The 17,728-nt window shown below is 60.4% G+C and carries 20 protein-coding genes, 2 pseudogenes and 2 riboswitches; of the genes and pseudogenes, 1 reads left to right on the plus strand and 21 read right to left on the minus strand.

Translation table 11 applies throughout. From position 1 onward, the window contains the following. Positions 1 to 30: 30 nt before the first annotated feature. The 10 genes and pseudogenes from ACFQND_RS07775 to ACFQND_RS07820 all read right to left on the minus strand — a co-directional run. Positions 31 to 450 carry a cobalamin biosynthesis protein gene (locus ACFQND_RS07775; RefSeq protein ID WP_300519598.1) on the minus strand — a complete coding sequence of 140 codons (420 nt, stop codon included), beginning with the start codon at positions 448 to 450 and terminating at the stop codon, positions 31 to 33. Next, the gene (locus tag ACFQND_RS07780; protein ID WP_300519601.1) at positions 447 to 1,238 is read right to left on the minus strand and encodes a cobalamin biosynthesis central domain-containing protein; all 792 of its coding nucleotides are present in this window, start codon (positions 1,236 to 1,238) and stop codon (positions 447 to 449) included. The genes ACFQND_RS07775 and ACFQND_RS07780 overlap by 4 nt, the downstream gene beginning before the upstream one ends. Next, positions 1,235 to 2,026 carry a precorrin-2 C(20)-methyltransferase gene (gene cobI / locus ACFQND_RS07785; protein ID WP_300519604.1) on the minus strand — a complete coding sequence of 264 codons (792 nt, stop codon included), beginning with the start codon at positions 2,024 to 2,026 and terminating at the stop codon, positions 1,235 to 1,237. Before cobI ends, ACFQND_RS07780 begins: the two co-directional genes overlap by 4 nt. Further along, positions 2,019 to 3,353, minus strand: a complete 1,335-nt coding sequence (cbiE, locus tag ACFQND_RS07790) for a precorrin-6y C5,15-methyltransferase (decarboxylating) subunit CbiE (RefSeq protein ID WP_300519607.1) — start codon at positions 3,351 to 3,353, stop codon at positions 2,019 to 2,021. The genes cobI and cbiE overlap by 8 nt, the downstream gene beginning before the upstream one ends. Next, entirely contained in the window at positions 3,350 to 4,459 is a 1,110-nt protein-coding gene (locus ACFQND_RS07795; protein WP_293596685.1) for a cobalt-precorrin-5B (C(1))-methyltransferase, read from the minus strand. Before ACFQND_RS07795 ends, cbiE begins: the two co-directional genes overlap by 4 nt. Beyond that, positions 4,456 to 5,130, minus strand: coding sequence for a precorrin-8X methylmutase (locus ACFQND_RS07800; protein WP_293596686.1), 675 nt, complete (start codon positions 5,128 to 5,130; stop codon positions 4,456 to 4,458). The genes ACFQND_RS07795 and ACFQND_RS07800 overlap by 4 nt, the downstream gene beginning before the upstream one ends. Then, positions 5,127 to 6,140, minus strand: a complete 1,014-nt coding sequence (locus ACFQND_RS07805) for a sirohydrochlorin chelatase (RefSeq protein WP_293596687.1) — start codon at positions 6,138 to 6,140, stop codon at positions 5,127 to 5,129. The genes ACFQND_RS07800 and ACFQND_RS07805 overlap by 4 nt, the downstream gene beginning before the upstream one ends. Then, on the minus strand, positions 6,137 to 6,949 hold the full coding sequence (gene cobM, locus ACFQND_RS07810; RefSeq protein WP_293596688.1) for a precorrin-4 C(11)-methyltransferase: 813 nt from the start codon (positions 6,947 to 6,949) through the stop codon (positions 6,137 to 6,139). Before cobM ends, ACFQND_RS07805 begins: the two co-directional genes overlap by 4 nt. Next, positions 6,949 to 7,593 carry an energy-coupling factor ABC transporter permease gene (locus ACFQND_RS07815; protein WP_300519611.1) on the minus strand — a complete coding sequence of 215 codons (645 nt, stop codon included), beginning with the start codon at positions 7,591 to 7,593 and terminating at the stop codon, positions 6,949 to 6,951. The genes cobM and ACFQND_RS07815 overlap by 1 nt, the downstream gene beginning before the upstream one ends. 122 nt (positions 7,594 to 7,715) lie before the next feature. After that, positions 7,716 to 7,805, minus strand: a pseudogene (locus ACFQND_RS07820) (ABC transporter ATP-binding protein); the annotation flags it as partial. Between the two features lie 202 nt (positions 7,806 to 8,007). Then, positions 8,008 to 8,243: riboswitch (cobalamin riboswitch) on the minus strand. Between the two features lie 9 nt (positions 8,244 to 8,252). Beyond that, positions 8,253 to 8,440: riboswitch (cobalamin riboswitch) on the plus strand. A gap of 43 nt (positions 8,441 to 8,483) precedes the next feature. Between ACFQND_RS07820 and ACFQND_RS07825 the strand changes: the two are divergent. Then, positions 8,484 to 8,624 (plus strand): hypothetical protein, encoded by a 141-nt coding sequence (locus tag ACFQND_RS07825; protein WP_371437463.1) that lies wholly within the window; start codon positions 8,484 to 8,486, stop codon positions 8,622 to 8,624. A 158-nt stretch (positions 8,625 to 8,782) separates the two neighbouring features. Here ACFQND_RS07825 and ACFQND_RS07830 read toward each other — a convergent pair whose 3' ends face one another. From ACFQND_RS07830 to ACFQND_RS07880, 11 genes and pseudogenes are all read right to left on the minus strand, one after another. Continuing rightward, positions 8,783 to 9,727 (minus strand): type II toxin-antitoxin system HipA family toxin, encoded by a 945-nt coding sequence (locus tag ACFQND_RS07830; RefSeq protein ID WP_371437462.1) that lies wholly within the window; start codon positions 9,725 to 9,727, stop codon positions 8,783 to 8,785. Then, the gene (locus tag ACFQND_RS07835; RefSeq protein WP_371437461.1) at positions 9,727 to 10,005 is read right to left on the minus strand and encodes a helix-turn-helix domain-containing protein; all 279 of its coding nucleotides are present in this window, start codon (positions 10,003 to 10,005) and stop codon (positions 9,727 to 9,729) included. Before ACFQND_RS07835 ends, ACFQND_RS07830 begins: the two co-directional genes overlap by 1 nt. A gap of 154 nt (positions 10,006 to 10,159) precedes the next feature. Further along, the gene (locus ACFQND_RS07840; RefSeq protein WP_371437460.1) at positions 10,160 to 10,858 is read right to left on the minus strand and encodes a DUF6710 family protein; all 699 of its coding nucleotides are present in this window, start codon (positions 10,856 to 10,858) and stop codon (positions 10,160 to 10,162) included. Positions 10,859 to 10,868: 10 nt separating this feature from the next. Continuing rightward, entirely contained in the window at positions 10,869 to 11,063 is a 195-nt protein-coding gene (locus ACFQND_RS07845; protein ID WP_371437459.1) for a hypothetical protein, read from the minus strand. 69 nt (positions 11,064 to 11,132) lie between these two features. Further along, positions 11,133 to 11,648 carry a hypothetical protein gene (locus ACFQND_RS07850; RefSeq protein WP_371437458.1) on the minus strand — a complete coding sequence of 172 codons (516 nt, stop codon included), beginning with the start codon at positions 11,646 to 11,648 and terminating at the stop codon, positions 11,133 to 11,135. A 57-nt stretch (positions 11,649 to 11,705) separates the two neighbouring features. Then, the gene (locus ACFQND_RS07855; RefSeq protein ID WP_371437457.1) at positions 11,706 to 12,680 is read right to left on the minus strand and encodes a deazapurine DNA modification protein DpdA family protein; all 975 of its coding nucleotides are present in this window, start codon (positions 12,678 to 12,680) and stop codon (positions 11,706 to 11,708) included. Next, positions 12,680 to 13,006, minus strand: coding sequence for a hypothetical protein (locus tag ACFQND_RS07860; protein ID WP_371437456.1), 327 nt, complete (start codon positions 13,004 to 13,006; stop codon positions 12,680 to 12,682). Before ACFQND_RS07860 ends, ACFQND_RS07855 begins: the two co-directional genes overlap by 1 nt. A 379-nt stretch (positions 13,007 to 13,385) precedes the next feature. Beyond that, positions 13,386 to 13,985, minus strand: a complete 600-nt coding sequence (locus ACFQND_RS07865; protein WP_371437455.1) for a VRR-NUC domain-containing protein — start codon at positions 13,983 to 13,985, stop codon at positions 13,386 to 13,388. A gap of 512 nt (positions 13,986 to 14,497) precedes the next feature. Continuing rightward, the gene (locus ACFQND_RS07870; RefSeq protein ID WP_371437454.1) at positions 14,498 to 15,313 is read right to left on the minus strand and encodes a hypothetical protein; all 816 of its coding nucleotides are present in this window, start codon (positions 15,311 to 15,313) and stop codon (positions 14,498 to 14,500) included. A gap of 108 nt (positions 15,314 to 15,421) precedes the next feature. Then, a complete protein-coding gene (locus ACFQND_RS07875) occupies positions 15,422 to 16,381 on the minus strand; it encodes an SOS response-associated peptidase family protein (protein ID WP_371437453.1) in 960 nt (319 codons plus the stop codon). 156 nt (positions 16,382 to 16,537) lie between these two features. Then, positions 16,538 to 17,728: pseudogene (locus ACFQND_RS07880) on the minus strand (hypothetical protein); the annotation flags it as partial.

The raw sequence follows: 17,728 nt of genomic DNA on the forward strand, positions 1-17,728 counted from the left end.
AAAGGGTTGAGGAAATGGGTGTGAAGAAGGTCAGACCAGCGGGGACGAGTACGTGGCGATGGAAACGGTGGCATTGCGGCCATCGGCGCCCTGGTGTTTGAATTTTTCCACGAGCAGCTGCGCCGCCGTGGCCTGGCCCGCCAGCAAGGCGGCGGCCTCCGACACCGAGGGTGTTCCCATGTGGCGCAACACGGTGGCAGACGGATTGGGCACGGGCACGGCGGCGAGCTCGGCGGCGCTGAAAAAACGCAGTGGCCAGCCGCCCTGCGCCGCCAGCTCAATAAAGGCGACCTCGTCGCGCTTGGCCTCGATGCTGGCCAGCACGCGCACCTGCTCGCGCGCCAGCCCGGCCTGCGCCAACGCGGCATCCAGGGCCTGCACCACGGTCGCCAGCGGCGTGCCGCGGTCGCAACCCAGGCCGATGGCGACTGGCATCAATACGAGGTTCATGCACCCGGCCCTTGCGGCGGGCGGTACACCACCAGGCGCTCGTTCAATTGCTGCCAGCGTTCGGCAGGCACCTCGGCGTGGGTGATCCACAGCACGGCCTTGAAGTGGTTCAGGTCCACGTCCTCAATGCGCGCGAATTTGTGAATGCTGACTGGCAGTGGCGTGGGCCGGGTCCACCAGTGCGGGCTACCGGCTTCCTGCACCACGGCAATCGGCTCGCCGTTGACCACATGGGCCGACACGCGGGTGATATTGATCTTGGGCGCCTCGACCTTCCAGCCCAGCTCGCGGCCCAGAATGTCCACGGGGATGGTCTTGCCGACGTCGGACGCCGTGGTCAGTACAGCGGTGGCGCCCAGCAGCGCGGCAAGCTGTTCGGCCATGGCGTTGGCGCCGCCCACATGACCCGACAGCACGGGGATGACAAACTGCCCGGCGTCATCGACCACCACCACGCCCGGGTCTTCGTCCTTGCTCTTCAGATGCGGAGCAGTCAGGCGCACCACGGCGCCCAGCGAGACGAAGAAAACGACCTGGTCAAAGTCGGCGAACAACTTGGCGATCTCGTCGCGGAAAGCCCCGCCGTAGGCGCGCACCGGGTTAGGCAGGCCAGCCATCAGCGGCGCGAACTTGTCGGCCACGCACACGCTGGCTTGTGGCAACTGGCGGGCCAGATCGGCGGTTTGTTGCGCGCCGTGTTTGGTGATGGCAACCAGTACCACGCGCACCGCTTGTTCGGTTGCCAGGACGGTGTCTGGCAGGGTGATGGTGGTAGTGATGGTGGTCATGCCTGATTTTCTTCTTCGAGTTCGGTGGTGGTTTTCTTGCGGCAGCCGCGAATCATCTCGCCGCGCTCGCGGTTCGGGTTTTTCACCAGCAAGAGTGACAAATAATTGACCTTGGTGCCCTTGAGTTCGGCCACGTTGTGAACAATCCGCTCCACCGGGGAACCGGCTTTCTCGATGAAGCGGCTGTGCGGCAGCAAGCCACGACGCGCCAGCAGGTCAATCAAGTCATCGAGCAGCGGCTTGACCTTCATCAGCACCAGGGTGTCGAAGTCGTCCAGCATTTTCTCCACCGCCGCAATGCCGTAGGCGGCGGGCACGATGGCGATGGTGTCGTCCTGCTCGGACAGCGGCATCTGCAGCCGGGCGCAGGCCGCGTTGAACGAGGTGACGCCGGGCACGATGTCGATCTGCGCCCCGGCATCGAGCTCGCGCAGCACGCGGGCCAGGTAGCAGAAACTGGCGTAGGTGGAGGCGTCGCCTTCGACCAGAAACAACACGTCCTGCCCCGTCGCCAGCAGGTCTCGAACCGTCTCGGCCGCCTTGAGCCAGTGGCGCGCCAACTTTTCCACATCGTGCGTCATGGGAAACAGCAGCGCCTGGTGTTGCGGGGGCAGCGCCAGCCCGGCGCGCAGGGCGATGTCGAGCGCGTAGCTCTCCTTGCGCAAGCTGCGCACGGGGTAGGTCCAGACCGCATCGCGGCGTTCCAGCAGCGCCCACGCGCGGCGCGTGATCAGGCCGGGGTCGCCCGGCCCCAGGGACACGCCATGGAGTGTGCCGGGCTTATGCATGTTCGGCTCCTGCTGGCGTTGCGCCTGCCGCTTGAGCACAAACAATCCAGACCGGGTTTTCAGCGGCCATGCGGTTCATGTGCAGAATGGGTTTGCTGCGCGAGGCTTGCAGTTGCAGCACGTCCCACGCGGCGCCCAGGGTTTTGAGTGTCTCCACGGCGGTTCCCAGGTTTTCCAGTGTCACAAAGTTCATCACCAGCCAGCCGCCGGGCTTGAGCCGCTGCAAGATCAGGGCGATCAAGCCGGCCAGTTCACCGCCCGAGCCACCGATGAAGACGGCGTCCGGGTCGGCCCACGCGGGCAGTCCTTCCGGAGCCTTGCCATGCACCAGCGTGTGGTTGCTGATACCCATCGCCATGCGGTTGCGCTGCACGATGGCACTGTCGTCCGCATTCTTCTCGATCGCGTAGACATGGCCCTGCCGGCACAGCCGCGCCGCTTCCAGCCCGACCGAGCCCGAGCCCGCGCCGATGTCCCACACCACGCTGTCCGCGCGCAGTTGCATGCGCGCCAGCGAGACAGCGCGCACCTCGTTCTTGGTGATCAGGCCTTTCTCTGGATGGCGCTGCTCGAAGCTGGCGTCGGGCAGGCCGAACAGCACCTGCGGCGCGCGCAAGGTGGTGCGCCACAGCAGCACCACGTTGGGGTCGGCAAACGGAATGCTGGCCGCCGCCGCGATGGAGAGGCCGCTGACGACGCGCTCCTCGGGCTGGCACAGGCGCTCGGCCACGGCCATCTCGAAATCATCGGCCAGGCCTTCGGTGACCAGCATGCGGGCGATGCGGTCGGGCGTGTTGTCCGGGCTGGTCAGCACCGCCAGACGGTCATGCTGGCGGATGTCGCGCAAGAGCGCGTACAGGCCGTGACCGGGGTCGGACCCGGCCACCCAGTCACCTGCATCCTTGCTGTGCACGGACGAGAATTTCATGTCCTGCCACGGCAACCCCAGCCGCGCACAAGCCAGTTGCAAAGTGGAGACATTGGGCAGCACCTCAATGGCCTCGATGCACAGGCGCGAGGCCAGGTAGGCGGCGATGCCGTGGCACAGCGGGTCGCCTGTGGCCAGCACCACCACGCGCTGGCCCGCGGCCTGCGCGGCTCGAATCCACTCGGGCACCCGGGATAAGGCTCCGGTCAGGTCGCGCTGCTGCGCACGCGGGTGGATCTGCTGCGCGAACAATTGCAGCGTCCGCGCCCCGCCGATCACCAGCTGCGCCTGCTGCAGGTGCGCCCGCGCCGCGTGTCCCAGGCTGGCGACGCCGTCGTCCAGCACGCCGAGAATGCGGCAACGCTCGATGGAGTTTTCTTCAAAATTTGTATCGCTCAAGGAGCCTCCGCAATCTTGCGACCGTCGAAGTCGCAGACCAGCACTTTCAGTTCGAATTGATCGGGGTAGCGCGTGCGCAAGGTCTGGATCACGCGCTGCGCCAGCGCGGTGTGGAACGCCTGGCCCAGCCCCAGCGCGTCCATGCGCTCGCCGGCGTAGCGCGCGGTCTCGTTCTGGCGGATGGCATCGCAGACGTCCGGCGCGGCGCCCAGGCCGGCCGCGATGTCGGCCAGCAGGCCGGTATCGACCTCGGCGCGGCCCGCGTGGGTGATGGTTTCGCCCTGCGCGATCTTGGTGAGCTTGCCCACCATGCCGCCGATCACCACCTTCTTCAAGCCCGCTTTCACCGCCGCACCCATGGCATAGCGTAAAAAGTCGCCCATCTGCACGAATGCGGCCTCGGGCAGGTGGGGCAGTTCTTCCATCACGAATTTTTCGGTGCGCCCGCCGGTGGTGAGCACCACGACGCCCTCGGGCAGCGTGCCCGCCACATGCACGCCCTGCACCACGCTGGCGCGCCAGGCCGCGGTGGAGTACGGTTTGACAATGCCAGTGGTGCCCAGGATGGATATGCCGCCCAGGATGCCCAGCCGCGCGTTCGTGGTTTTCTTGGCCATCTGCTCGCCCTGGGGCACCGAGATCGTCACCTCGAAACCGGCCTCGTCGAGCAGCGATGCACCGGCGGCGCGCACATTGGCCTCGATGTTGCGTCGGGGCACCGGATTGATGGCCGGGCCACCCACCGCCAGGCCCAGGCCCGGCAGGGTGACGGTGCCCACACCCGAGCCACCGAGCAGCAGCACCTCGCCCGGCCGCTCAGGCAGCAGCCGCACATCGGCCGTCAGATGCGCCTTGTCGGTGCAGTCGGGGTCGTCGCCCGCATCCTTGATGACCATGGCGTGGGCCGATGCGCCCCCACCCACGCCATCTACGCGGCCATCCTGCACGGCGAAGGTCACAAGGTCGCCATTGGGCAGCAGACATTCCACCGCGTCGGGCACCTGACCTGTGACCAGGCCAATCACCGCCGCACGCGCCGCCGCAGCAGAACACGCACCGGTGGTGAAACCGGTGCGGGTGCCGCGGGGCGCGTCTTTTTTCATCATGGGGCGAGTTCCCTCGCCTCAGCCAAACCGAGCAAGGCATGGATGGCTGCCACCACCAGGGTGGAGCCGCCCTTGCGCCCACGGATCACGACCCAGGGCACCTCGGCTTCCAGGGCCATCAAGTCCTTGGATTCGGCGGCTGAGACAAAACCCACCGGCATGCCCACCACCAGCGCCGGGCGTGCGCCCTCTTCGTGGATCAGGCGCACCAGCTCGATCAGCGCCGTGGGCGCGTTGCCGATGCCGACGATGGCACCATTGATCAGGCCCAGCCGGTGAGCCTTGCGCATGGCCTGCACGGCACGGGTGGTCCCTTCGGTCTTGGCGGCGTCAATCACGTCAGCGTCCGAGATGAACTGGTGCGTGGCCATGCCGAAATGCCCCAGGCGTGGCGCCGACAAGCCCACGCAGATCATTTCCACATCGGCCACCACGCGGGTCGCGCGCGACAAGACGGCGGCCACGCCGGCCTCCACCGCCCGAGGGTGAAAGTCGGTCAGGCCGTTGAAGTCGAAGTCGGCGTTGGCGTGGATCATGCGGCGCACGATGGGCCATTGGGCCGGTGTATAGGCATGCGATGCGACCTCGCGGTCAATCACCGCAAACGAATCATGCTCAATGGCCCGGCCCGCAGCGGTGAGCTGTTCGGTAATGACGTTGGCGGTGCTCATGGGTGGGCGTGCTCGTGAGGATGGTCATGGTCATGCGCCTTTTCATGGGCATCTTGATGCGAATGAGGGTGCGGATGAACCTGAACGATGGCCTGAACATGCGGGTGTGCGTGCGCATGTTCGTGAGGATGGTCGTGACCATGCTCATGCTCGTGGTGGTGCGCCATCGCATCGTCGTGGTGGTGGCCCCCCATGCCGTTTTCGACGCCAAACTCACGGTACTTGCAGCCATCGCACGGCATGCGTGACTCGGGCACGCCGCGTTTCAGGTCGTTAACCCGCTCTTCCAGCAGCTCAAAAATCTCGCGTTCAAAGCCGAAATAGGCGGTTAAGGTGAAGCGGATGGTGGGGTACTGGGTTTTCAGGTTGTCGACCTGCCGCTTGATGCGCTCCACCAACGTGCCGTTGAACAGGTAATACGGCAACACCACCACCTGCGTCATGCCCAGCAGATGCTGGCGCTGCACCACTTTTTCCAGTCTTGGATAGGTGATGCCGGTAAAGGCCAGGTCCACCAGCTCATGGTCGGTTTCCTCCATGACCCAGCGCGCCATCTTGGCCATCTCGCCGTTGGCCTGGCGGTCCGATGAGCCGCGCCCCAGGATCACCACGCCGGTGGTCGTCGGGTCCGGCATATCGAGCCCCTGCATGGCGAACTTGAGGCGGCGTTTGACCACGCCGAGAATGTGATCGCAGGCGCTCAGGTGCGGGGCATACAGGAACTGCACTTGCGGAAAACGCAGGCGCGCCGCGTCGATGGCCTGCGGAATGTCCATCTTCACGTGGCCTGCCGCATTCAGAATCAGCGGCACCACCATCACGCGGCGTGCATCAGTGGCCGCCCTGCGCAGGCCCTCGCTCAGGGTGATCTCGGAAAACTCGATGAAGCAGACTTCAATGCGCCAGCCTGGCTGGCGCTGGCGCCATTGGGCGGCAAAGCGCTCGATTTCCTCGTTGCCGGAGGCTTCGCGTGAGCCGTGGCCCACCAGCAAAATGGTCTCTGTGGTCATGGGGTTTCCAGGGTAAGGTTTGAAACGGGGACGCTGGCACGCCGGAAACGGTGCGTGAAACTGGCGTCGTAGAGTTTGGATTTGGCCAGGGTGGTCCATTGCCGCGCGCCCAGCGTCGGGCTGGCGATGATCATGGACTGGCTGACAATTTTGGCCTCGCGGCACAGGGCCTGGATGGTGCTGACCGTGCCGCGGATAATTTTTTCTTCGCCCGGCCAGCTGGCCTTGTGCACCACCACAACGGGCGCATCGGGCGACCAGCCGGCCGCCGTCAAGGCCGCCGTGACGCGACCCATCAGGGTAATGCTCAGGAAGATGCACAGCGTGCTGTGGTGCGCCGCCAGCGCTTCCAGCGACTCGCCCTCGGGCATGGGCGTGCGCCCCTCCACCCGGGTGAAAATCACCGTTTGCGTGACCTCGGGCAGGGTCAGGCTCTCCACCGCCGCCGCCGCCGAGGCCATGGCCGAAGACACGCCGGGAACCACCTGAATCGCGATGCCTGCGGCGTCCAGCGGCTGCACCAGTTCGATCAGCGCCCCATACAGGCCGGGGTCGCCGGTTTGCAGGCGCACCACGGTTTCATGTTTCCCGGCCTGCGCGATCAGCCACGCCGACATCTGCTCCAGCGTCATGTCCTTGCTGTCCGCGATGACACAGTTCCCGGGTGCCCAACGGGTGGCCGCAGCGTTGACCAGGGAGCCGGCAAACAAGATGGCGCCGGCACGCTCGATCAGCGCACGGCCCTTGACGGTGATCAACTCCGGGTCGCCGGGACCGGCACCCACAAACCAGACGGTGCCCGCACTCATCAGGCAATACCGGTCTTGAGCTTGGGCTGCACGGCGAAGCAGACAGCGCCCACGCGGGTTTGCACAAAGCGTTGCAGCACCCACAGAACGGCAAAGGTGAACAAGGGCTCTGCCACCACGAGCGGAATGTAGGACGAGGCAAACACAGCCCAGCCGGACCATGACGTAGCCACTTCCGTCTGCGTGAGCCAAAAGCCGACCATGATCACGACACCCGCGTAATAGGCACCGTCGAGCTTGAGAAGCGTAGTGATCGTCACCTCTTTGAGCTTGCGCCCCAGGGTGTAATGCAGCGCGATCAGGGGCACTGTCAACGACAAGGTGTTCACCGCCAGATGGACCAGATCTTGCGGCTCAAACAGCGTGCCTTGCAGCAGCAGCCCAAAACCAAAAGCAAACAAGGTGGGGATGAATCCAAACGCCAGGTAAATAGGCATCGCACCCACAAAATGCAGCTCGGAGGGCCCCGCCTGCATATGAAAACCCTGCATGAACAGCGAGAAGAAAACCGATGCGAGCGCGGTGCGCAGCCACAGGGTTGGATTTTTAAGCAGTGTTGGCACGTAAGGCACAAACACGACAGCCGCGGCACCCGCCGCAAAAAGTAATTTGGATTGAGCTAACAGGCCAGGTTCGATGTGCATAAAAGCTCCTTGGTGTTAATAGGTCAAACGAAAAAGTGAAAGATCAGGGTGTTAAGGGTGTCCGCCCCCTTGCGAATGCGCGGCAACGGCCTTGATGGGTGACGCGACCTTGGGCCATGATGCCGGTGCGGCGGATCCAGATCAGCCATCGGTTCGTCCATCAGCAACACCTGCGCCTGTCCGGCGAATGCCAGGGCCAGCAGCCGCCGCCGTCACCGTGCCCTCAAGGAGAGTTGCCTCGACGGTTTGAATTTGGATTTGGATTTGGAAAAAAGAAGGAAAGTTGGCGTAAAGGCCAATGGCAATGCCAACCGGCGCGCACTGGAAATACAAGTTTTCATGAGTGGAAACCTCCAGCAAAAGCCCTCACCGTCGTCCCCGACAGTGCATGAGCGTCACGGTTGCCCGCCAGAGCGTGCAACCACCTTGTTGGCCGGTATCCGGGCTGGTGGAACAACCTCCATCGCCTTCCCAAGCGCATGTTCAAACGCTCAGTGGCCGTGATGGAAGCGGAATCGCGGGAGGATTCGTCCACTTACCGTTGCGGGGGCAGCGCAGGTTAGGTTTGCGGTTGACGGCAACCCCTCCTGCTTCCCGTTGAACTGCGGCATGTGAACCACACCGCGAGCACCAACACGCTGAGTTTACAGCTTCACCATAGATAATGGCGGCTTTCAGGTGCCCGTCGCTGCAAGGCGACAGGAGAATCGGGAAGGCGGTGTGATTCCGCCACGTGCCCAACGCTGTAAGGAGGATGACCCAGGCTTGATGCCACTGGCGTATGCCGGGAAGGTGCCTGGTTCAGATGAATCCGAGTCAGAAGACCGGCCTGGAAAACCATCAAGTTGCACGGCCAGGCAGCGCATTTATTTTCACACCAGGGGAATGTCATGAAAACAATGCCGGCGCAAGCCATCCAGGAAACACACGCCTTTGCAGACGAAGCACGCGATGCTGTCTATCGCGCCATTTTTTCCCGCCGCGATGTGCGTGGCCAGTTTTTGCCGACACCGGTTCCCGATGAGGGGTGATCGTACTTTCGGTGCAAAAAGGTGCGCCTTGACCAGAAAAGTTCTTTGGTATCAAGGACTTTCGAGAGATCGAGTTATCCAATTGATTGCTTTCTGCAAGTTGTTGATTTTTCGACGGATTTCCGCAGCAACCGTATCAATCCGCACCAAAAATACGATCACCCCAGGTTGCCCATCAGCTCATTGATCGCAATCAGACGCAGCATTTCGTGCACCGCACCAAGACCCAGACTGTCAGGGTAGCGGAGCATTAAACCGGCCATGGCCGCATATGTGGCGCCGGTGTACTTGTTAAGCGGGTCCACGCCCAACGCCTGCGCAAAGTCCTCGCAGTGGATGCGCTTTGCGCCTTCACGGTCAAAGCGGGTCACGGCCAGGAAGTTTCCGCTGCCGCCCAGTGTGTAGCCATGCTCAAAATCCAGCTTTTGCAGCGACACCAGCTTGTGTTCGCACACATTGGCACCCGCCGCCTGTGCCAGCGACAGGCTCAAGTCCTCTACCTCGGGCAGCATGGGCCGATCCACCTGGGGCAGCTTACCGATGATGCGGGTCACGCCATGGCGCTTGCGCGCCACGTAGCGCCCACCCTGCTCGATCAGGCCCACCTTGGGCTGCATGCCGGAAATCGAGACACCGAGCGGCAGTGGGTCCGCGGTGACCGACATTTCCAGCGCATCGTTCTCCTGCGTGACCAGGCGGGCCAGCTCTTCGCGGGAAAGCTCGGCCGGCAATGCCTTCACCGCGCCCGGTAGATCGAGTCCAGAAGCTGCGAACAGGGCAAAGTGATCATCCACCCTGCAGCCGCGCTCCTGGGCCAGGTGCGTGCGGAACAGCCCCTCGGGCAGCATGTTCTGGAAGAAAACTGGCAGTTTTCCATCCATGCCATTGAAGATCGGGGCAGTTATGTCTTTCCACAGGGAGGACTGCTGCGCCGGATCGCGGGCGCGCATGCTGGCCGACAGGGTTGCTTGTTGGGGGTCGTCGGCAAAGTCATCGTCAGCCACAAAACGGACAATGGGGCTGGTGGTGCCATTGGCAAAGCGAAAGAGCTTGCCGGCGGGCCGGCCGTCCAGGAAGATGTTGAGAACTTCGACGTTGAGCATTACAGGCGCCTGAGTTCGTCTGTCATCGTGGCTACGCTCTGGCCTGGGGGCTGGTTGCTTCCCGACAAGGCGCGGGCCACGTCGCGCGGCACCAACACCACCTCCTGCCCATTGGCCTCTGCGATGGCCAGCAACGTGGTCACGGTGAAGTTGTGATCGCCACTCAAAGCGCGGCTCACGCTCTGGCGGGTCAGCCCGGTTTTAGAGGCCAAATCGACGTCGCTCGAATCCTTGCGACCCTTGCGAAGGCTCTCTGCGATGCTTTTCAGCGTGTTCATTGCATTTAACAGTTGGTGGATAATGTTATACAAATATAACACTAGACCTGACTAAATTCAATGCTTATAACTGTTAAGTGAATCTAACATTACTAGCTATATGTTAGTTTAATCAAACATTGTTGCTTGCTAGCCTTAATGCTCGAAATGACACTTAAAGTGGGCTGTTGACAGCTGCAGAGTCGGCAGTGAGACCAGCATTTAGCATCAAGCGGCCAATCTCAAAGACGGCCGCACGTCTTGCGTCGGTCACTTCGCCCAGAACCCGATTCGTGTCGATATCACGATAAGTCTTGCCGTCACAACGCACCCGCTGCAAGAGCGCGGTCATGTCAAAGACCTCGGAGGCCACAACTTCGCCCTCACTCATCAGAATGCCGGCAGTAATGGAGTGGTTGCCCCCATTTACGAAGCCGATGCGCCATGGCAGCAGGAGCGAAACACTGTGGTTGTCTTCATCCTGGCTCCACGGCCCCAGACTTTTGCCCGTACCAATCAATGCCAGCGCATTAAAGTAGCGGGAGCGATTCCAAACAGTCGGCAGCAGCACATCACGTCCGAGGGTCAGCACCTCCCTTGGCGTGCTTCGCAAGTAGTAGTCCGACGAGTTTTCTATCCGGAAAAAGAAATCCCAATACCTGATTTCAGCCGGCGCATCGTGTTGCACCTGCTCAGCCACGGCGACCATATGCTCAGCCTGTAGGGGAAGGAGCAAGGCCCGGACAAGCTCACGAAGGGCTCCGGGCGACTTTTTGGCAATGCTTTTGGCAATGCCCATGATTTGATCGAATTTCTGGTCTTCTATCGAAACAGGCACTGGTTTTGCCCATAGGGCCTTGAGTTTTTGAAGCATGAGTTGGTTCTTAAATGCGGTAGTTTTCAGGGTAATGGCCGGGTTTCAGAATGAGGTTCAGAAAGTGATGGGGCTGGAGCGTCACCTTGTTTTTGCGTGCCCGCTTTACCAGCTTGAACTGGTCGGGCGTGTGTTCCACCAACAAACCGACTTCCTTGGGCAGTTCTTCGGGCTGGATCATGCCTTCAGGGGCGACGTAGTACACAGCCTGGGCCCGCCGGCGAGCTTGTTCCCGAGTGCTCCCGGGTCAGCCGCAACATCAAGGACGACACTATCAGGCATTGCGCGTCCCGCCCTGGCCATTCACATGCGGCTTACGGCGGCGCATAGTGCCCTGCATGTCAAGGTAGAGCGTCCCGTCCAGCTTGGCCTGCTGCAGCTCCTGCAATACGTTCTTTTCTGCCGTATCAGGCTCCCCCTGGACTTTGGCCACGTATTCCAGGTCTTTAAGGAGCAGACGAACATCAGCAAGTTCCCCGACAAGGCCGCGGCGAGTCTTGTCAGCGCATATTTCGCTTGGATAGACCGTGTAGCCCTGGGCGTATCCCTGTTTCATCGCCTGGTTGGCCAGAGCGTCAGCCACAGATGACAAGATATCGCCGGAATTCAGTCCAGCTGACAGGCACAACTCGACCATTTCTTCCATTGCACGTGCGGCGACGGCCGCAACAGTTCGCCGAGGGTTGGAATCGGCTTGGTTGAGGCTGTCCACCAGCTCGCCAATGTCGCTGGGTTGCGGGAGCCTTGTTCCGTCCGGGATGGTGGCGATGTTGGGCGGGTTTGCGCTCATAACTGACTCCTTTTTCTACTTTGCCCATGTGATGCTGAGCAATCAGCTATTGCGTCTTCAGGCGAACAGATCAAGCCGGAATTGATCCCCAAATGCGGGTTTAATTCGCTGAGCGGCCGCGGACATCCAGCGGGTCATTTCTGCTGTGCGATGCGCGACCGTGTTGGATCGACCGGCGCGGTGGGCCTTTACGCGCGCGCCGAAGTCATATGCCATCGAGTCGGCCGAGGCGACGAAATCCAACATCTTCAACTCAGACAGGCATCCGCCCTTGACGCCAAAGAGGTGCAAGCGCGATTGCGCAGGCAACTGTCCTTCGAGGGAAGCCAAAATGGCATGAAGTCCGTGGCTTGGGTGTTTGAGCGTGCGCCGGCACATCGAACCAACGCCGATCAGCGCTGGTGCGGCAAGCCATGGCTGCCAGCGTTCCCAGACCTGCATCATGAGGTCAAGACTGCGCAGATAGTCCCCAGAACTCCATCCTTGCAGAACCGGTACCGGTGGTTTTATCATGTTGGCGACCACCGTTGCCGTGCAGGATCGCGCCAAGGCGTTCTGCCACTCGTAGACCATTCGTAGCGTGCCTTCGAGCAGAGTTGCCGTCGCGTCGATTCGGTAGTCAATTTCCGCCTGGCTTGATGCAATTTCGGGTTCGCAGCACAGGTCGGGCTGAGACCACCAACTCACGCCCATGAGGGATGCCAGTTCGACATATTGTTCTAAGCGCCACGGAAAGACGTTGGCGATCCCTGGCTGGGCCCCTTTTGCCTTCCAGAGTTTCATGGCTGTGAACCCAGCCGAATCAAGAGCTAGATCGAGTTCATGCAAATTGCAGGCATCAGGAATTTGGAAGCACGATGTTGCAGGGTTCCAGAATGCGCTGGCGCTGACCATGACCGGGTAGCCTTCGTTAAAGGCATGGAAGGTGAGGCGCCCGCCTTTGTTGGGGAGTCCAACGCGCATCATCATGTCATCCCCAAGATGTGCGTTGATCTGCTCAACAGGCATACCAAACATTTCCTTAGTTTCCATCAATACTTGAAAACGCAAGCGCGGTACTGGCGCCCGAATTGCAAACCGCAAGCGATCACATCGGCTGGTTCGCATTGCTTTTGTGGCCAAAACCCACCGTTGTAGGTGTCATTGGCGTCCTGCATCGGAACGTGGATCGCATGCCGTATTGCCCATGCTGGATCAAGGGCCCAGGCTCGATGACGAGCGAACTCCACCGGCGTGAAAGGGCCGGTCACTTCGGATTGGTCGGGCAACAGCATCATCTCAAACCATCGGGAGCCGTCGCCAAATCGATCTTGCTGATCGATCCGCTTCCCATCAATGAAGTACGTGTTGTTAGCCAAGACCCGGGTCCTTTCGTTCAGCGTCAGCTGGAGCCACGGAGGCGCCGGCATTGCACCCGCCCGTGCATTTGTAGTGGACAGCGCCGGCGAGGCGCATCACTGACAATAGCGAACGAGGTCGGTGCTGGCCGCACTTGATGCAGCTGAGCGACAAGCCGATACCTGGGCCGTAGGGACTTCCGGTTGTCTTGTTTTTGTAGCGCAGCCCATCGGACTGAATCTGGGAGGGAGGGCTCGTATTGTTCATTTTTTGCGATGGGCAAGCGTTTAAAACGCGGAGGGTGAACTGACGGCAAGCCAGATGCTCATCAATATCCCAACTGCCATGACAGTGACGATGAGGTAAGCAACGTATTCCGCGTAACGGCGCTCATGTTTTTCAGCCATGTTGTGCATCCTTTCCTTCAGATTGATATGACATTCCCAAGCGTTTGGGTTCCACGTTTGATGCATCCCAGCCTCGCTCCACGCAGGCAGGTGTGGCTTGACCGTTCAAAAAGGCCAGGACCAGCGTTTGAAAGTCGTCCAGCGAACGGCACACGCTCACCAGGTAGTCTTCCGCTTCCAGCCCCTGAAGCCAGAACTTCTGATCGTCCGAAAGGCGTCCGGTGTCGGACTTGAGCTCGATGGCCATGCCCCGCCAACAGCCGCGGGCGCGCGGGAGAACGAAATCTGGGATGCCGGGTCTGGTGCCCATGGCCTTGAGTTTTCCGGCTTCGCCTTTCGAGCGGGCGCCGCCGTTGGGGACGTGTACCAGGTACTTGAGAATCGGATGGCGGGGAGTCAATAATTCGACCCACTCGAAGCAGGAACGGTGCAGATCCTCTTCGGGGCTGGCGCGCGTTGCGCCTTTGGAGGTTTTGTCGGATGCACTGGTGCCTGACTGAGTTATTGCGCCCTTAGCGACGAGGTCAAGGTAGCTCGCCGCGGACATCCGATCCGGAATCCTGGCGAGTGCTGTGTGGCGGGTATTGCTCATTTTGGTTTTCAGATTGGGGTTGCAATTCAGATTCGCATGAAACCCGCTTCTGTCAATGGACTATTAATTGGCCCACACATAGCGCAGCGCCGAAACAAGGTCCTTTGCCGGCCTTCATGGCGTGCACAGGGACTGTTTCGTACTGGGTGATTCGGTGCCGGCAGGCGTCATCCCGATAGCCTGACATGAAGCTCATGCGGTCACCGTACATACGCCGCATAACCAACGTTCCGGCAGAGCGCAGATCGCTACCCGGGCGCAAGTTATTCGGTCTTTTGAAGGGGTGCTATCGGGGGGCCGCATTGGGAATCAAACCGTCTTGGAAGTGAAGTTCCATTCTGGAGTGGTGCCCATCTTTTCGAACCCGCTCAACGCCCGAATTGAGGTGCGTTGCTCGGCTTGCAGCCCCCAAAATTGCGAATTCAGGGGGTATTGCGCTGTAGACCAGTCCAGGACGAGGGTCCATGGGTGGCTATGAGTTTTCTCTTTCAGCCCGCGGTGGGATGGGCTTGTTACTTGCGTAGAAGAACGTTTCCGCCCCTGTCGGCCCATAAGTCGAATGCGGCCTTTTGGGATTTTTCATCAACCCCGACGATGTTCAATCCGGCACGGCCCATATCTTTTGTCCTTGATATGTGCTTTTCTATGAGGCCCAGCAGCGCTGCATCATCCCCGGCCGTCTCAATTTGCGGCTGAGACATGCCATTTTTACGATCGAGTGGAATGGTGAGGTACTTCGCACCACCGGCAATCCAAGCGTCTGCAGCCTTGGTAAGGTAGGGGTTGTCTTCGGAAACTGCGCTCAGGAAGTGCAGGCCGGCGGGCTCCCGGCCAATAACCATGAAAACACAATCCAGCAGTTCATCCACATCCCGAGGTGTTGGCGCCGGCGGCTGGGTCTCCATTTCCTTGGCTAACTTCCCCAATTCTTTCAACAGTTCAGCCCCTTCCGGGGTGTTCAGCTTCATGCCAGCCCGATTGAGGGCTTCCGGCGTGGCCATCTGCCATTTGTCCTTGGGAATCCTGAATTCATCATTGATGGCAGTCTTGTGAATCAAGCGAACGATCAGACTACCGTCTTCCTGCTTCCAAGCTTTTGAAATGAACAAGTCCAGATTCAGACGCTTGGTTCTCAGTGCCTCGCCCATCCCTTGCATCATCCATTCGGTGATTTTCCCGAAAGGCTCAGGATCCAGTATCTGGATACTGTCAAGATCAATTTCGGTACCCGTAATGGCAACTGACAAGTGCAACATGCCTGCGTGCCTGTTTTCGTGCGCATGCTGAATGCGCTCGGCCTCAGTTCCGCGTCGTTTTGCTTCACCCATGTTTTCCCCTCGTAAATCGTATGTAATGGAAGTTTTGAACCCGTTGGAAACGGCATAGCCTGTCTCCACAAATTGAAAATACGCCGGAATGCGTGTGCGTCAATGGGGCTATGCCGCTAATCGGTTCTCATAGTATGGCCGCTCCCTGTCATCCAGAATGGCGTACAGCGCTTCCAGATTCCCCTTTGCGGGGTTCAGCCAAGCATCGAGGTGTTCAGGCTTTATTGGGATGATGCAGCGATCGTGGCCAGCTGCTGCGACTTCAGCGGGTGGTTCATCAGTGATGGCGGCAAAGGACAAGAGATCTGGTTCGTCAGGCCCGGTCCAGTGGGACCATAAGCAGGCCAACAGCATGTCCTGGGCAGGGCGAGGTTTGAATTTCAGAATGACATTCTCAATTTGTGAGGTTTCGCCACCAACTGCAGTAGCCTGACGTGGCCGGGTGACGTGCTCATAAAACGCATTGATAACCATGACACCATGTGTCACTCCGAACTGCCCGCGCCAGAAGCCTTCCAGGTTGTCCCTTCTGGCGTTGTATGTTCCAGGGTACCTAAAGTCGTAAAGCACGGGCTTGCCGGCGGGTCTGCATTGGTAGCGCATGGGCTTGATCACCCGCTGTCCGCCCTCCATCACCATGACAGGCACCATATAGCCCGGGTAGATCCGCGAGTCCTGGTCGACAAGGTTGGTGCGGCGCAAGTCTGACAATCGTTTGAGCGCCCCTTCGATCTTGTTGCCGGCGATGCGCTTGCTTTCAGTCGCCGCTTTTGTCATCTTGGTCTGTAGGGTGCGCTCAGCGTCCGCAAGGCGCTGGCGCTGCTTGAAGACTTCTTGTTCCAGCTCGGAGGTCTGCTGGGTACGGAATGCCTCAATAGCCGTCAGGATTTCGTTTTCAGGCCCGGTTTTCGGGTGCATGAATGCAGCTTCCATGCCTTTCGCCATCTTTACCTTGCTGTTCTCATTTCGCTGCCAGAACAACTTGACGAAAGTTTTGATGTCGATGTGCGCGTCATAGTCCCGAACATACCGGTCGTAGTCCTGCCAGGCTTCAGCTGAGTAACACATTTTAAAATGATACTTGTAACCATCGCAGACTGCTCACGGCGGTTTTCGCTGGTGAATCGCAGCTGTAGCGGTGATTCGTCATTGTCCTCGACAGTTGCCTACTGCCTGGCCGTGCCTTCAGGCAGGCCGCCATGCGCCGTTTTTTTTCTTTTACGGTTACGCCTGCAGCCCCACGGACATCTGGCCGCTTTCCGGGCCTGACACTTTACGTCGGGCCTTGGGGCTCGCCATGCCCGACTGGTTCTGGCGTTCTGCAAGCAACCAATCCGGGGGTGTGGCGCGGACGAAGCGGACGTTCTCCCAGTAGATGCGCGCCTGGGCCCGAACGGCTTCTCGATGGTAACGCCAGCCCCGGTTGGTCTGACGGCGCTGCAGATCTCCGGTATCGGCCCAGTGGTTCAGGGTGGTGGTCGACACGCCCGCTTCCCCAGCCCCAGCACTAAGTGACAGCCAATCCTTGCCAAGCGGCTTTTCCCGAGTGGGGCTGGCCATGGCCTTTTCCAGTCGCTGCAGCATGGGTTGTGTGATGTACAGCCGCCGCATGTCCCATTTCGCCCGCGTGACGCGAATGGTGCCGTCCTGGATGCGCTCATGCACCCACTGCTCTGATGTTTTGAGCGCTACGGCAGCATCCGCCACGGTATAGCCCTCCCGGGACTCCAGCCGCTTGATGACTGCCTTGACCGTCTCCATTGGGATGCCCTGGGCCTTGCGCCAGTTGGCGCCATCGAGCAGGGTCCGGAATCGTGCAACCGAGACACCGACGCGCAAAGCGGCTTGTTCTTCGGTGAAACCAATCTTCTCGCGCAGTTGTCCACATTGGTGTTTTGAGACGTACACGGCGCCGCGATGGTTTCCCTCTGTGTTGGTGCGCGCTTGAAGGTCTCCCGAGTCAATGAACTTGCGGATCTCCAACTGGGTGAAAAGATACTGCTTTTCTGCCGTGTCCAACGAGATCCATGATTTGGCGTTGTTGCCAGTCGGGCAATTGCGTGCCTTCCAGCGCGTGGCATTGGTCTTGGAGACGTACTGGGTGCCGCCATGCAGCGTGGCTTCCAGCATGCCGTTGGCGATGGCTGCATTCACTAAATACAGAGTCATGCCCGAAAACTTGGCCAACTCTCTGAGGGTCAGCCCCGGAGCCCAGGGCCGTGTGAGGTGCCTTTTCGCGCCGTGGGCCAGAGGCGGGTACTGTTCCAGGTAGGCTTCAAACGTCTTCGGGAAGCCCTTTTCACCCCATATTTCCGCACAGGTGGCGCAGCCGGGGGTCGATTTGTTTTCGTTGTCAAAAGTGACGGTAGGAGATCGAGCACTGGCGTAGGGGTGGTCTGATAAGCCCTTGATTTC

Source organism: Polaromonas aquatica (assembly GCF_042659145.1).
Lineage (GTDB): Bacteria > Pseudomonadota > Gammaproteobacteria > Burkholderiales > Burkholderiaceae_C > Polaromonas > Polaromonas aquatica.

Excerpts from the sequence above, each read along its gene's own strand:
- ACFQND_RS07795 (WP_293596685.1), bottom strand. The coding sequence starts at position 4,459 with ATGATGAAAAAAGACGCGCCCCGCGGCACCCGCACCGGTTTCACCACC.
- ACFQND_RS07805 (WP_293596687.1), bottom strand. The coding sequence starts at position 6,140 with ATGACCACAGAGACCATTTTGCTGGTGGGCCACGGCTCACGCGAAGCC.
- ACFQND_RS07775 (WP_300519598.1), bottom strand. The coding sequence starts at position 450 with ATGAACCTCGTATTGATGCCAGTCGCCATCGGCCTGGGTTGCGACCGC.
- ACFQND_RS07875 (WP_371437453.1), bottom strand. The coding sequence starts at position 16,381 with ATGTGTTACTCAGCTGAAGCCTGGCAGGACTACGACCGGTATGTTCGG.
- ACFQND_RS07870 (WP_371437454.1), bottom strand. The coding sequence starts at position 15,313 with ATGGGTGAAGCAAAACGACGCGGAACTGAGGCCGAGCGCATTCAGCAT.
- ACFQND_RS07815 (WP_300519611.1), bottom strand. The coding sequence starts at position 7,593 with ATGCACATCGAACCTGGCCTGTTAGCTCAATCCAAATTACTTTTTGCG.
- cobM (WP_293596688.1), bottom strand. The coding sequence starts at position 6,949 with ATGAGTGCGGGCACCGTCTGGTTTGTGGGTGCCGGTCCCGGCGACCCG.
- ACFQND_RS07830 (WP_371437462.1), bottom strand. The coding sequence starts at position 9,727 with ATGCTCAACGTCGAAGTTCTCAACATCTTCCTGGACGGCCGGCCCGCC.
- ACFQND_RS07865 (WP_371437455.1), bottom strand. The coding sequence starts at position 13,985 with ATGAGCAATACCCGCCACACAGCACTCGCCAGGATTCCGGATCGGATG.
- ACFQND_RS07855 (WP_371437457.1), bottom strand. The coding sequence starts at position 12,680 with ATGGAAACTAAGGAAATGTTTGGTATGCCTGTTGAGCAGATCAACGCA.
- ACFQND_RS07840 (WP_371437460.1), bottom strand. The coding sequence starts at position 10,858 with ATGCTTCAAAAACTCAAGGCCCTATGGGCAAAACCAGTGCCTGTTTCG.
- ACFQND_RS07850 (WP_371437458.1), bottom strand. The coding sequence starts at position 11,648 with ATGAGCGCAAACCCGCCCAACATCGCCACCATCCCGGACGGAACAAGG.
- ACFQND_RS07835 (WP_371437461.1), bottom strand. The coding sequence starts at position 10,005 with ATGAACACGCTGAAAAGCATCGCAGAGAGCCTTCGCAAGGGTCGCAAG.
- ACFQND_RS07780 (WP_300519601.1), bottom strand. The coding sequence starts at position 1,238 with ATGACCACCATCACTACCACCATCACCCTGCCAGACACCGTCCTGGCA.
- ACFQND_RS07800 (WP_293596686.1), bottom strand. The coding sequence starts at position 5,130 with ATGAGCACCGCCAACGTCATTACCGAACAGCTCACCGCTGCGGGCCGG.
- ACFQND_RS07825 (WP_371437463.1), top strand. The coding sequence starts at position 8,484 with ATGAAAACAATGCCGGCGCAAGCCATCCAGGAAACACACGCCTTTGCA.
- cobI (WP_300519604.1), bottom strand. The coding sequence starts at position 2,026 with ATGCATAAGCCCGGCACACTCCATGGCGTGTCCCTGGGGCCGGGCGAC.